This is a genomic window from Roseibium porphyridii, assembly GCF_026191725.2.
Classification (GTDB): Bacteria; Pseudomonadota; Alphaproteobacteria; order Rhizobiales; family Stappiaceae; genus Roseibium; species Roseibium porphyridii.
In genome coordinates this window covers 1,551,289-1,564,114 of record NZ_CP120863.1, presented here as the reverse complement: position 1 = coordinate 1,564,114, position 12,826 = coordinate 1,551,289, and the positions used below count along the sequence as shown (strand labels likewise).

At 54.6% G+C, this 12,826-nt stretch carries 11 protein-coding genes; 7 read left to right on the top strand and 4 right to left on the bottom strand.

Annotation, left to right across the window (positions count from 1 at the left end; genetic code table 11):
- Positions 1–13: 13 nt before the first annotated feature.
- From K1718_RS07325 to K1718_RS07315, 3 genes are all read right to left on the bottom strand, one after another.
- Positions 14–1,552: a tripartite tricarboxylate transporter permease gene (locus K1718_RS07325; protein WP_265683393.1), complete on the bottom strand. Its 1,539-nt coding sequence runs from the start codon at positions 1,550–1,552 to the stop codon at positions 14–16.
- 30 nt (positions 1,553–1,582) lie between these two features.
- Positions 1,583–2,110: a tripartite tricarboxylate transporter TctB family protein gene (locus K1718_RS07320; protein WP_265683391.1), complete on the bottom strand. Its 528-nt coding sequence runs from the start codon at positions 2,108–2,110 to the stop codon at positions 1,583–1,585.
- 74 nt (positions 2,111–2,184) lie between these two features.
- Complete coding sequence (locus tag K1718_RS07315) at positions 2,185–3,147, bottom strand: Bug family tripartite tricarboxylate transporter substrate binding protein (protein WP_265683389.1); 963 nt, start codon at positions 3,145–3,147, stop codon at positions 2,185–2,187.
- A 172-nt stretch (positions 3,148–3,319) separates the two neighbouring features.
- On the opposite strand from K1718_RS07315, the gene K1718_RS07310 reads away from it, so the two are divergent.
- From K1718_RS07310 to K1718_RS07280, 7 genes are all read left to right on the top strand, one after another.
- A complete protein-coding gene (locus tag K1718_RS07310; RefSeq protein WP_265683387.1) occupies positions 3,320–4,213 on the top strand; it encodes a GntR family transcriptional regulator in 894 nt (297 codons plus the stop codon).
- Between the two features lie 86 nt (positions 4,214–4,299).
- Complete coding sequence (locus tag K1718_RS07305; protein WP_152500306.1) at positions 4,300–5,385, top strand: isocitrate/isopropylmalate dehydrogenase family protein; 1,086 nt, start codon at positions 4,300–4,302, stop codon at positions 5,383–5,385.
- Positions 5,386–5,459: 74 nt separating this feature from the next.
- Positions 5,460–6,152, top strand: coding sequence for an aspartate/glutamate racemase family protein (locus K1718_RS07300; protein WP_265683386.1), 693 nt, complete (start codon positions 5,460–5,462; stop codon positions 6,150–6,152).
- Positions 6,146–7,432: a 3-oxo-tetronate kinase gene (gene otnK, locus K1718_RS07295; protein WP_265683385.1), complete on the top strand. Its 1,287-nt coding sequence runs from the start codon at positions 6,146–6,148 to the stop codon at positions 7,430–7,432. Before K1718_RS07300 ends, otnK begins: the two co-directional genes overlap by 7 nt.
- The gene (gene otnC / locus K1718_RS07290) at positions 7,429–8,070 is read left to right on the top strand and encodes a 3-oxo-tetronate 4-phosphate decarboxylase (protein ID WP_265683384.1); all 642 of its coding nucleotides are present in this window, start codon (positions 7,429–7,431) and stop codon (positions 8,068–8,070) included. Before otnK ends, otnC begins: the two co-directional genes overlap by 4 nt.
- A 6-nt stretch (positions 8,071–8,076) precedes the next feature.
- Positions 8,077–8,550: a ribonuclease E activity regulator RraA gene (gene rraA, locus K1718_RS07285; RefSeq protein ID WP_265683383.1), complete on the top strand. Its 474-nt coding sequence runs from the start codon at positions 8,077–8,079 to the stop codon at positions 8,548–8,550.
- Between the two features lie 289 nt (positions 8,551–8,839).
- Positions 8,840–11,725, top strand: coding sequence for a sensor domain-containing protein (locus K1718_RS07280; RefSeq protein ID WP_265683381.1), 2,886 nt, complete (start codon positions 8,840–8,842; stop codon positions 11,723–11,725).
- A gap of 44 nt (positions 11,726–11,769) precedes the next feature.
- On the opposite strand, the gene K1718_RS07275 is transcribed toward K1718_RS07280, so the two are convergent.
- The gene (locus K1718_RS07275; RefSeq protein WP_265683379.1) at positions 11,770–12,789 is read right to left on the bottom strand and encodes a LacI family DNA-binding transcriptional regulator; all 1,020 of its coding nucleotides are present in this window, start codon (positions 12,787–12,789) and stop codon (positions 11,770–11,772) included.
- Between the last annotated feature and the right edge of the window lie 37 nt (positions 12,790–12,826).

The window sequence follows — 12,826 nt, the reverse complement described above, 5'->3', positions numbered from 1 at the left end:
CGCTCGCAGCCGTCTATTTCTGGTGCGCCAAATGCTTTACCGATTTTCCGAAAAAGCGCTGCCCCAGTTTGAAGATCAACGGTGCAAGCACGATACACAGCAAAATGATACTCAGAACCAGTGACACGGGACGTTCCCAGAACACACTCAATGTGCCTTGCGAAATGATGTAGGACTGGAGAAACGTTTCTTCAGCCATGGATCCCAGCACCAGTGCCAGAACCGTCGCAGCTGGCGAATACCCGAACTTTTTCATGGCAAAGCCGACGGCACCGCTGAAGACAAGTATCCATGTCTCCACGATACTTGCATTGATCGCAAAAGCACCGATCACACACAAAAGGACGATAACGGGAACAACGTGAAGATAGGGGATATCCAGAAACTTCACGAACAGCGGTATCGCAAAAATGCTGAGGGCGATCAGGATCATGTTGCCGAGATACATACTGGCAATCAGACCCCACACAAACCCCGGGTCATTGACGATCAGCAGCGGCCCGGGCTGCAGCCCCCACATCATGAAAGCACCGAGCAATACAGCCGTCGCGCCGGACCCTGGAATACCTAGCGACAACAAGGGAACCATGGCACCGGCTGAAGCCGCATTGTTGGCCGCTTCAGGTGCCACCAGACCGCGCATTTCGCCTTTACCGAAATTCTCGGGATCCTTGGCGACTTTCTTTTCCACCGAATAGCCGATGATTGACCCGAGTGTTGCACCCGATCCCGGCAGCACACCCGCCAGAAAACCAATGGCTGAACCGCGAAAAAACGTGAATTTGGATTCAGCGTAATCCTTGCGTGTCGGCCAGAATTCCTTGTCACGGAAACTGATGCGCAGCTTTTCAGCCGGCTGACGATGTTGGCCGTTCAAGATACAGTGCAAGAGTTCCCCGATACCAAAGAGACCAATCGCAACGGCAACGAAATAGACACCGCCGATCAATTCCGGTGAGCCGAAAGTGAACCGCTGCTGCCCGCTCATCACGTCGACGCCAACACTGCCAACCGCAAATCCGATCAGGGCGGAAATGAACCCCTTGAATTTGTTGTCGCCCATCATGGTTGTCAGCATGAGCAACCCGATGGCAATGATCAGGAAGTATTCCGACGGACCGAACTTGGAAGCGAAGTTCGCCAACGACGGCGCAAGAGCCGTGATCAGAAGCACACCGATTGTGCCCCCGAAGAAGGAGGCGATCGCCTGCATCACAAGAGCCGGGCCAGCGCGTCCCTTTTGCGCCAGCGGATAGCCATCGAGCGTCGAGGCAACGGTTGCCGATTCACCGGGCGTATTGATCAGGATCGACGTGATGGTCCCGCCATACATCGAACCATAATAAATGCCGGCGAGCATGATGATGGCCGTGGTCGGATCAAGACCGAATGTAAGGGGCAAGAGTACAGCAATGCCAGCTGCCGGACCAAAGCCCGGGAACAGGCCGACAATCATGCCGACAAAAGCGCCAAGCAGAAGAAACAGCAGCCCTTCAGGTGAAGCTGCGATGCTGAGGCCGAGAGAAAGGTTGGAGATAACTTCGCTGAACATGGATCGCACTCGATTGACGGCGTGTCTTGATCAAAAACCCAGTGGGCTCAGAGGCAGAGAGGCATTCAGAAGGATCTTGAAAAGCCAGTACAGGAAACCTGGCAGCGCAAGACTGTAGAGGATGTTGGTGACTGGCCTGGACCGATCGAATGTGAAGAGGAATGCCAGCATGAAGGCTACCATCGCCAAAAGAGCGCCAACTATCTTGAGGGCCGCCACGAAGCCGCAGATATAAGCGAAGACGATCACAACATCCCGGGCATGTTCCTGCCCGCCATCGATAGTGTGAGTGTCGAGGCCCAAGGCTTCCGCCGTACCTTCTGCAGCCGGTTCCGGTTGGTGTGTATGACCGCTTCCTGATGTGCGCTCCTGAAACCACTCCCTGATATCAAACCAGAGGTTTATCGAGCAGGACACGACCAGCAAAAAGCCGATCATGAGGGGGAAGAATCCTGCCGCCGGACGACCAGACTGAGTATAGAGCGTCAGGGTCGATGTGCCGTAAATCGTGTAACCCAGGGCAACCAAAAGCAGTGCCCCGGCAAACCACTTCTTCATCTTGATTTCTCGCTCACACTTGAAGGACGCATGGGCAAGGCAACATTCCAGCCCATGCGCGTTGGAAGCGCAGATCAGTTGATCGCGCCAATTTCCTTCAGGACGGCTTCATACTTTGCGCTGGTGGCTTCCAGATAAGTTCCGAATTCCGCACCCCAAATCGGATTGCCTGACATGCCGTTCTTCACGAGATAGTCCTGCCATTCCGGCTTTGAAACTGCCTCTTTCAATGTGGCAACCCACCATTCTTGGACAGACGGATCGAGATCGGGTGCCAGCACCACGCCGCGCGGCAACGAGAAATCGAAATCATAGCCAAGTTCTCTGAATGTCGGGATATCGGGGTGGTTCGTGCTGCGTGCCGAATCTGAAAATGCGAGTGCCGTGAACGTTCCCGCATCGATCTGCCCGGCAACTTCGGAGGGATTGGCAACAACCGCGTCGACACTGCCCGAGGTCAATGCCGTGACCAGCTCACCTCCAGATCCGATCGGCACATATTCGTATTCAATATCAGCGGCATTGGCAAAGAGGCTGGCGGTTACCCGCTCAGGGCCCGCAGATCCGCTGCCTGCAATCGTGAAGCGACCTTCCTTAGCCGCCTTAACAACATCGTCGAGGTTCTTGAAATCGGAGTCGCTGCGCACAACCAGAAACATTGCATCGCTTGCAAGAAGCCCAACAGGCGTGAAGTCCTTGTAGGTCCAGTCGGTATCGGCAACCAAAGGCGTGCCGAGAAAGTTTCCGCTGGTTGATGTCGCGGAATAGGGATTGCCAGCCTGGCGCTTCACGTAGCTGAAGCCAACCGCTCCACTCCCACCTTCGCGGTTCTCCACCACGATGTCGTTCGGATAAAGGTCGTACTTGTTCAAGATGTCGACAATCGTGCGCGACATGCGGTCGTTGCCGCCTCCCGGCCCGAACGCAACTGTGTAGGTCAACCGCTCTTGTGGATAGTCGGCTGCGAATGCCGTCACTCCCGAAGCAGCAACAATAACCGCCGTCGCAGCGGCAGCAATCGTGGAACGCATGATCATGGCTTCCTCCCTTAGATCAATTTGCATTTTTTGCTGAATACGTGCAATAAAGAGGAAGTCAAATTGGATGTCAATCAAAAAAAAACCAATCATTGCGTTGAGTTTGGTTTTATGGCTTTATTTCAGGCGTGAAAGTGACCACCAGCCTCAGTGATCGGACTAGAAGAACGCAATGAAAACCAATCAACTAGCCGCAAAAGTGGCTCATGGGCTTTCCCAGAAGATCACGTCCAGGTCTTTAGGCGCCGGTGCACATATCAGCGCACAGAATGTTGCTGACGAATTCGGCGTGTCCCGCTCACCGGTTCGCGAAGCGCTGGAAATGCTGGAAAAGGCCGGCCTAGTCGAAAAACGCACCAATCGCGGCTATTTTGTTTCGGAAACTGAGCCCAAGCCCGCCTCTGCGGATATTCTGAAAGCCATGGCACCGGACGACTCGTCCGTTTACCTGCGAATAGCTGAGGACTGGCGAACGGATCGGTTGCCAGACGAGGTGACTGAACAATACCTTCGTGAAAAATATGATCTCTCGCGAGGACGTCTCCAGGATATTCTGGTCCGTGCTGTCCGCGAGGGTTGGGTCGAAAGAAAACCCGGATACGGCTGGCGGTTTCTGGATGTCGCCAAAACCCCTGAAGCATTTGACAAGATTTATCATTTTCGAATGGTGATTGAGCCCGCAGCAATGCTTGACCCTGACTACAGCGTTGACTGGAAGATACTCGCATCTCTCAAAGACGAACAACAACGCCTGCTGGACCACGAGATTGAGAACAACAGTGTCGAGCACCTTTTGTCAGTCGGCGCGCGTTTTCACGAGGAACTCATCAAGTTCTCCGGCAACCCGCATTTCCACATGGCACTTGTGCGCGTCAATCAGATGCGACGACTGCTGGAATACAAGGCCGTGGTCAGCCGGGACCGCTTTGTCGAACAGACCAATGGCCACTTGGAAATCATAGGTCATCTGGAACGCGCAGAGATCGCGGAGGCATCCTATGCCATGCGCCACCACCTTGGCGGCGCCCTCAAAGGAAAGTCGGAACTGCTCAGAACAAAAAGCTAGAGTCACTTTCCGGATTGCATTTTTGCATTTTATAGCTATAAAAACCAATCAGACAGAAATTGAACCTGCCTGATTGGAGGAAAGACATGCGTTTGATGGTTTTGCCCTGTGATGGGATCGGACCGGAAATAATGGGAGCCACGCTCGACGTGGTCAGAGCAGCAAACCAGAAATTTGACCTTGGCATTTCATTCCAAGAAGAAGCTTCGGGTTTCGAAAGCCTGAAGGCTCATGGCACAACGCTGCGAGAAGACGTTCTGGATCGCGCGCGCACCCAGTTTGACGGTGTTATCCTGGGCACTCAATCCCACATGGACTATCCGCCGGTTGCCGAAGGCGGTCGCAACGTCTCAGCCGGGTTCAGGATCGGGCTGGACCTTTATGCCAATGTGCGCCCCGCCCGCTCGAGGGACTTCTTGCCCAACAAAGCGCCCGGCATGGATCTTGTCATCATGCGGGAGGCAACAGAGGGCTTCTACCCCGATCGCAACATGTACAAGGGTGTCGGCGAGATGATGCCGGATCCCGATATGGCCCTGTCAATTCGCAAGATAACGCGACAGGGCTCGCTGAGGATCTGCCGCGAGGCATTCAAGCTCGCTATGCAACGCGACAAGAAAGTCGCGGCAATCCACAAAGCCAATTCCTTTCTCATGACTGACGGTCTTTTTCTGGAATGCTTCCGGCAAGTAGCCAAAGAGTTCCCGGGTGTTCAAACAGAAGAACTGATCGTCGACGCCTTTGCCGCCCTGCTCGTCCGGCAGCCGCAGAACTATGATGTCGTTGTTGCGACCAACTTTTACGGAGATATCCTCTCCGACCTCGCATCTGAGCTTTCAGGATCACTTGGCTTGGCAGGTTCCATCAATGCCAACGCTGAAACAGGGCTTTGTTGTGCACAGGCCCAGCATGGTTCAGCGCCTGATATCGCCGGAAAGAATATCGCAAACCCGACCTCGCTTATCCTTTCCGCAGCCATGATGCTGAGTTGGCTCGGAGAACGGCGTGGTGTCTCAAAGCTTATGGAGGCAGGCGCGGCAATTTCAGAAGCAGTCGACCGTGTAATTGACGTACCTCAGAACCGCACTCGCGACATTGGCGGCTCCATTGACACCGACGCTTTCGGCCAACTGGTGGCGTCAACCGTCTCAGACCTCAGTCTCGCAGCCTGATCATCCTCCCAAGATGACGTGCCTGCAGCAAGGCGGCGGTCGCGCGACAGACCGCCGCCCCAACGGAGATGCAAATGGTCACCGAGAGACCCAAAATCGCCTTCATTCACGCAACACGCCTTGCCATCGATCCGATTGAAAACACGGCAAAACGGCTCTGGCCCGAAGTCCGAACAGCCTCTCTCCTGGACGATAGTCTCGAAAGCGACCTGAAGGAGGCTGGCGGCCTTACCGCGACGCTACATTCCAGAATTGCCGACCTCACGGACTATGCGCGCACGTTGAATATCGACGGCATTCTCTTCACCTGTTCATCCTTCGGCGATGCGATCGAGGAAGTGGCGCAGCGCACTCCCTTGCCGGTCTTGAAACCGAACGAGGCAATGTTTCGCGACGCTCTTTCATACGGAGAACGTCTGGCCATGATTTACACATTTGAGCCGGCGGTTACCGGCATGGAAGCTGAATTTCAGCGGTTAGCAAAAGGGATTGGCTCGAGCGCATCGCTAACCAGTGTGTTTTGCGCAAACGCTTTGGATGCAAAGCGATCTGGAGACATCGCCGAACATGATCGAATGATCCGTGACCGCGCCCAACTTCTCGACGGTTTTGACGCAATCCTTTTGGCGCAGTTTTCAATGGCGAGTGCAGCCGAACCATCGCGACGGGTGACAAAAACGCCTGTACTCACCAGCCCGGAATCTGCACTGGCGGATTTACGAAGCCGAATAGAAGTCATGCAGCAAAAGGCGGTTCAGTCATGTTGATTGGTGTAATTGCGGACGACTTCACCGGCGCCAGCGACATTGCGAACACTCTCTCCAAGGGTGTCGCGCCGGAAGGTGGATTGCTCACAGCTCAGTATTGCGGTGTTCCTGCCACCTCAGCCAACAGCGACATTCAGGCCGGTGTCATCGCACTAAAGAGCCGGACATCACCGGTCAATGACGCTATTTCAGAAAGCCTCGCTGCGCTTGATTGGTTGCTAAGCCAGGGCTGCTCGCAAATCATCTTCAAATATTGTTCCACTTTCGATTCCACCCCGACAGGAAATATCGGGCCTGTGGCCGAAGCGCTTGCGATTGCAATGGATGAGAATAACGTCCTTGTCTGCCCTGCCTTTCCAGGCGCTGGCCGCACTGTCTATCAGGGACACCTGTTTGTTCATGACAGGCTCCTGAACGAGAGTGGCATGCAGCATCACCCACTTACTCCGATGACGGATCCTGACATTCGCAGATGGCTGCAAAAACAAACGGCGTGGCGTGTTTCGCATCTTCCGGTGGGCGAACTTCACGAAGGTCGATTTGCACCAAGAAGCATATCAAGCGACACCCAGACAACTGAGAAGACTTTCCTGGTTGCAGACGCAATTTCCGACAACGATCTGATCGCCTTGGGAGCCGCATTTCAGGGAGCCAGATTGCTGACAGGTGGGTCCGGGATTGCGATGGGTTTGCCGCGAAATTTCTTCAAAAAAGGCTTACCTCAACCGACCAAATCCACTGTCCTTTCGAATATGGGCGATGGCGCAATTCTTGCCGGCTCCTGTTCGGGCGCAACGCGGCAGCAAATTGAAGCTCATGCCGAAAATCATCCGGTTCTTGATATCGATGTGCCATCTGTCCTGAGCGGCTCACTGGATAGTGCGGCGCTCGTTGAGTTCTTCACGAAACATCGGCAAGACGCACCGCTTGTTTATTCTTCAAGCGCTCCGGAAATTGTTGCACAAATTCAGGAAGACTACGGCGTCGCACGGGTAGCAGAAGCCCTTGAACAGCTCTTTGCCGAAACCGCAACGAAACTGATCGATCTGGGTTTCACGCGGATCGTTGTGGCGGGTGGCGAAACCTCCGGCTCTGTCGCAAAGGCCCTTTGTCACCACAGTTCTGTTGAAGCGATGCATATCGGTATCGAGATTGATCCCGGAGTTCCCATCCTGCACCTCGACACCTCAAAGCCCATTTGCCTGGCCTTGAAGTCGGGAAATTTCGGTGCGCGCAATTTTTTCAAAAAGGCCCTGGACATGATGAAGGGAACAGCATGAGCCCCTTGGAAGAAGCGCTACGCGGTCAGTTGGCCGAGCTTTGTCGCTCATTGTTCCAACGTGGTTTCAGCGTCGGAACTGCCGGTAATGTTTCCGCGCGTGTTCCGGACGGTATCCTCATCACGCCGACAAATTCAAGGCTTGGGGACATTGAACCGCAGCGAATTGCGAAGCTTGATCCTGCGGGCCGACACGTTGCCGGCGACATGCCCAGCAAGGAGGTCTTCCTGCATCAGGCTTTCTATGAAACGAGACCTGAGGCCCGGGCTGTGGTCCATCTTCATTCCACATGGGCAACGGCGCTCTCTTGCAGGCAGGACATCGACCCATCGGACTGCATCCCTCCCCTTACCCCCTATGTGGTGATGCGGGTCGGGACTGTCAGGCAGTTGCCTTATGTCATGCCGGGCGATCCTGCCGCAGGCGATCTGATACGCAGCCTGAATGGCGCATGCAGCGCTGTGCTGCTCGCAAATCATGGCCCCGTCGTTTCAGGAAAAGATCTTTTTTCAGCGGTTTGCGCCGCAGAGGAACTTGAAGAGACGGCCAAATTGGTTTGTGCTTTGCAGGATGCACCATACAGGACGCTGCAAGAAAACGACGTCGCGGCGCTGCGCTTGAAATACGGCAATATGTGAGGACCCATGAAAACCGCTGACCTGATCGATGACCACGCGGATGTTCTCTCGCTTGTCCACTTACCTTTCAGACGCTTTGGAAGCCGCGCCCATATTGCAGGCCCGATCCAGACGATAAAGTGTTTTGAGGACAATTCAGTCGTCCGAAAGGAATTGGAATCTCCTGGCAATGGACGGGTGCTCGTCGTGGACGGTGGCGGCTCAACGCGCGTTGCCCTGCTGGGCGACATGCTTGCTGGCCTCGCTTTGAAGAACGGTTGGGCGGGGCTGGTGCTAAACGCCGCCATTCGAGATAGTGTCGAGATCGATCAGATGGATATTCTGGTCTATGCGCTCGCCACCTCACCGATCAAGAGCGCCAAGGACGGTTGGGGCAAAGCCGGGGAAGACATTCACTTCGGCGGTGTTGAATTGCGGCCTGGCGATTGGGTCTATGCCGACGCAGACGGCGTTCTTATAAGTGAAAGACGTCTGATCTGACAGCGCTTCCACTTGTGAAAATGAGTGCACGCAACGAGGTCGACGACCGGGCGTCCGACAAATCTTGCTACGATCGCCACTTTCAATTGACGCAGAGACAATGGTTGCACAGTTCTGTACAGCCAATTTAAAACTGCAATAAAAACTGTGCCTTTCCCCGATAACAAACCGACATTTACGATACTTTTCATTATTGTTGTTTGTTTATGTTTGCCTAACCCAGGCGTATTACGGTCAAATACTGGGTAACGAGGCCTGTATGAGTATCGAGGCGCTTAAAAGTAGTTTTATGGATCTGACAAGCGACGCGATCGCTGTCGGGCTCGTTGCTTCAGGTGCACCAGCACCGCGCTTAATCTATGCAAACACCGCCTTTTCAGAGTTGACCGGACATGAGCAGGAAGACCTGCTTAGCATGTCTATGGATGAACTCTTTGGCGACAGCCCACAGGTCAGCATTCAGAACAGCGTCGCTCAGGCGCTTGAGAAGGGCCATCAGAAATTCACGTTGAAGGCAAAGCTCCTTCGTCCTGGCAACACCAGCATCTGGGTGAGCATCTCCTTCTTCTTCAAAGAAGTTGCTAATGCTGATGCGTGGCATCTGTGCGCGACCTTCAGGCCTCAGGTTGAGACAGAAAGCGCCGCGGATCTTGCAGATCAATTTCAGAGGGAACGGGATGGTGCAATCAAGGAGCAGCAACGCCTCGTTTCCGCGTTGAATGCCTATCCTGATCCAATCGTCATCTTTGATACCAATCTCAGCCTGGTGTACTGGAACGATGGCTATGCTGCCGCCATCACGGACGATCCCAACGAACTCGTTGCCGGAACGCACCTGAAGGATGTGCTGCGACTGGCCATCAAATACGGACGTTACCCGGAGGCAATTGGCCAGGAAGACGAATGGGTCAACCGCATTTTGTCTTCTGACACCCTGGACAGTGAAATTGAAGATGTCGAGTTGAAAGGCGACGTTCATCATCGTCTTTTGAGGTCACGGTCTTCCAACGGCGACTATGTGATCATTCGGCTGAATTCGACCGAGCTCGTCCGGCAAAAGCGAACCGCCGAGGCCGCCCAGGAACGACTGTTGGCAGCTCTCAACGCCTATCCCTCGCCTTTCGTGATTTATGATTCCAACGACTGTCTGGTTGTCTGCAACGATGCCTATCGTGCATCGATGTCGAATGGCCACGACGATTTGAAAGTTGGAATGCACCGCACGACAGTCGCACGGATCGCCATTCGAGCCGGAAAAATTGCCGACGCAATTGGCCGCGAAGAAGAGTGGATGTCCGACGCGCACCAGCAGAGCGATGTCGACAAGCCGGTTCAGGACCTGGCGCTGCCGAATGACGTTCATCATCGGTTGCTGAGATCCCGGGCTGAAAATGGTGACCTCGTCATTTTGCGTTTGGACACGACTGAGCTGGTTCGACAACGGCGGGCGCTGGAAGACACGCAGAATCGCCTGATATCCGCGATCAAGGCCTATCCGGACCCCTTTGCCATCTATGATGCCGATCTCAACCTGGTGATCTGGAACCCGGCCTATGCCCGCTCCATGACGAAGTCACCCGATGACTTGACCTCGGGCACCAACCTGAAAGTGCTCCTTCGAAACGCCGCCATGGAAGGTCTCATACCGGCTGCCATTGGACGAGAAGAAGAATGGCTTGAAGACTACTATTCGCCTGACCTTCTTGCGCCGGGCGTCGAGGATTTCGAATTCGCCGATGACCAGCACCATCGCATGGTCAGATCTCGCACCGAAAAGGGTGAATATGTCGTTCTGCGATTGAACATCACCGAAGTTGTGCGTCAGCGCAGGGCCGTCGAGCAGTATTCCAAACGGCTTGAAAAAGCGAACCAGGAAATCACCTACAAGGCATTGCATGATGACCTGACAGGTCTCGGCAATCGGCGGTACCTTTCCCTCAAATTCGACGAGCTCGTCGATCTAAGAAGCAAGAAAGGTGGCGAAATAGCCGCTCTGCATATCGATCTCGACCGATTTAAGCACATCAACGACACAATGGGGCATGCAGCCGGCGATCAGGTGTTGCTGGACATCTCCGAACGTATTCGCCGAAATGTCGAGAGCGCAGATGTGGTTGCACGTATCGGCGGTGATGAGTTTGTCGTCCTGATTTATGTACCCAAAGACAACGACCGGCCAGAAACACTTGCAAAGATCCTTTTGCAGGAACTTTCCCGCCCGACACTTTTTGAAGGCAAGGAATGCAGGTTTGGCGCGTCCATAGGTCTCGCCCGCACACCGCTGGCCCATGTTGATCAGCTTCTGACCAATTCCGATGTCGCACTTTATAAGGCCAAACGCCGCGGGCGCGGCCAGCTGGGGATTTTTGACAAGTCGGATCTGGAGGAAGTGCGGCGCACCAAGGAAGTGGCAGATGACGTGCTTCGTGCCATTGAGCAACTGGAATTCGAACCATTCTATCAGCCACAAGTGGACGCAAGATCTGGCCAGACCGTCGGCATTGAGGTGCTTGCCCGCTGGCGCCATCCCGAGAAAGGCATTCTTGCTCCCGCAGCATTTCTTTCTATTGCGACCGATCTCAATGTAGCTGGAGACATCGATCGCCTGATATTCGAGCAGGCAATTGGCGAGTGCCAACAGGCATTCGGCCGTATGTCCAATCCACCTTCATTGTCATTCAATGTCAGCGAAAACCGGGTCAACCACAACGAAATCGATGCCATCCGGCACTACGTTCAGACCTATTCCGGTCAGATAAGCTTTGAGCTTCTGGAAACGATCTTCCTGGAGGAACAGCAAGACGATTTTCTATGCCGTCTGGATCAGCTGCGCGATCTCGGAATTGCAATTGAAGTCGATGATTTCGGAAGCGGCCGCGCCTCCGTCGTGGCTCTGCAACGGATCAACCCCGATCGTGTCAAGATCGACCGACGACTCACCGCCCTGGCAGCAGGGGGCAGCGGCGGCCTTCGCCTTCTCAGGTCCATTATTGAAATTGGCCACTCACTTGAAATGGGTGTCACGGCGGAAGGCATTGAAACAAACGAACAAGCCGAAATACTTGCCAAGCTCGGCTGCGATCGGCTTCAGGGGTATCACTTTGCCAAACCGATGCCCTATCAGGACTTGCTGAAGTTCTTCAATCTGAAATCCGGGGTACTTTGCGGCGGCTAAGGCCGTCGGCGCGACCAGACAAATCCAGTCAAACGGCGTTCGCCTCAGAAACTGCTGCGGCGGTAGATGGCCGTCGGCAATTCAATGCTGTCCGGTTTCTTGCCATTCAACTCGTCCAATAGAGCTTGGGCCGCGAATTGTCCCATACGCCGATGAGGTACATGGACGGTCGTCAACGGGACCGGTGCAACGCTTGCCAGCTCAATGTCGTCGAACCCCGTGATCGCAACATCTTCCGGAACTCTGAGGTTCATCGCAGCGGCTGCCCGCAGCGCTCCGACGGCAAGAACATCATTGCCGCACATGACGACAGTGGGGGGCTCCGGGTGCGCCATGAGTTCGTGAAAAGCTGTCTCGCCGTTTTCGATGGAGTAAGTCGTTTCAACCATCCGCAGTGTGCTGGGATCCAACCCCGCCGCACTCATGGCGTCGCGAATGCCCAGAGCGCGTTCCCTCGCCCTGTCATTGGAAAGCGTGTCGGCAGAAATGCACCCGATCTGTTTGTGACCGGCAGCCATGACGATGTCGGCAAGCTCATGCATTGCCGCACGGTTGTTAAAGCCGACTGCCAACCTGGAAACCTCCGGGTCAAAGGCCCATGCAACAAGAGTGGGTATTTTTCGTTTCTCCAGGAACTCGTAGACGCGCGGCTTGCGATGATACCCGATCAACAAAAGCGCGTCGGCCCCGCGCGCAGTCAAGGTCTTGATCTGTTCTTCTTCCAGGTCTTCCTCATATGACGAACTGGCTACCAGCAATGTGCAGCCGCTTTGATGGAGTTCTTCCTGGAACGCTTGCAGCCCGCGCGCAAAAATCGCGTTTTCCATTGTGGGGATGATTGCACCGATAGTGTTGGTTCTGTTGGCAGCAAGGGCACGCGCGCTGTAATTGGGCGAATATCCCAGCCGGTCAACGGCTTCCATCACCCGGCGCATCGTCTTTTCGGTAACCTGATCAGGCAGATTGAGACAGCGCGACACCGTAGCGGTCGACACACCTGCCGCTTGGGCAACATCGGCAAGCGTGGGAACCTGGCCGGTCGGGGTATTCTTCGTCTCGTCCATTGATCATTTCCGTGAGCCGGTGCCGACCAAGGCACTG

Coding starts and splice junctions, on each gene's coding strand:
- otnK (WP_265683385.1), top strand. CDS start 6,146: ATGTTGATTGGTGTAATTGCGGACGACTTCACCGGCGCCAGCGACATT.
- K1718_RS07280 (WP_265683381.1), top strand. CDS start 8,840: ATGGATCTGACAAGCGACGCGATCGCTGTCGGGCTCGTTGCTTCAGGT.
- K1718_RS07320 (WP_265683391.1), bottom strand. CDS start 2,110: ATGAAGAAGTGGTTTGCCGGGGCACTGCTTTTGGTTGCCCTGGGTTAC.
- K1718_RS07275 (WP_265683379.1), bottom strand. CDS start 12,789: ATGGACGAGACGAAGAATACCCCGACCGGCCAGGTTCCCACGCTTGCC.
- K1718_RS07300 (WP_265683386.1), top strand. CDS start 5,460: ATGGTCACCGAGAGACCCAAAATCGCCTTCATTCACGCAACACGCCTT.
- K1718_RS07315 (WP_265683389.1), bottom strand. CDS start 3,147: ATGATCATGCGTTCCACGATTGCTGCCGCTGCGACGGCGGTTATTGTT.
- K1718_RS07325 (WP_265683393.1), bottom strand. CDS start 1,552: ATGTTCAGCGAAGTTATCTCCAACCTTTCTCTCGGCCTCAGCATCGCA.
- otnC (WP_265683384.1), top strand. CDS start 7,429: ATGAGCCCCTTGGAAGAAGCGCTACGCGGTCAGTTGGCCGAGCTTTGT.
- K1718_RS07310 (WP_265683387.1), top strand. CDS start 3,320: ATGAAAACCAATCAACTAGCCGCAAAAGTGGCTCATGGGCTTTCCCAG.
- rraA (WP_265683383.1), top strand. CDS start 8,077: ATGAAAACCGCTGACCTGATCGATGACCACGCGGATGTTCTCTCGCTT.
- K1718_RS07305 (WP_152500306.1), top strand. CDS start 4,300: ATGCGTTTGATGGTTTTGCCCTGTGATGGGATCGGACCGGAAATAATG.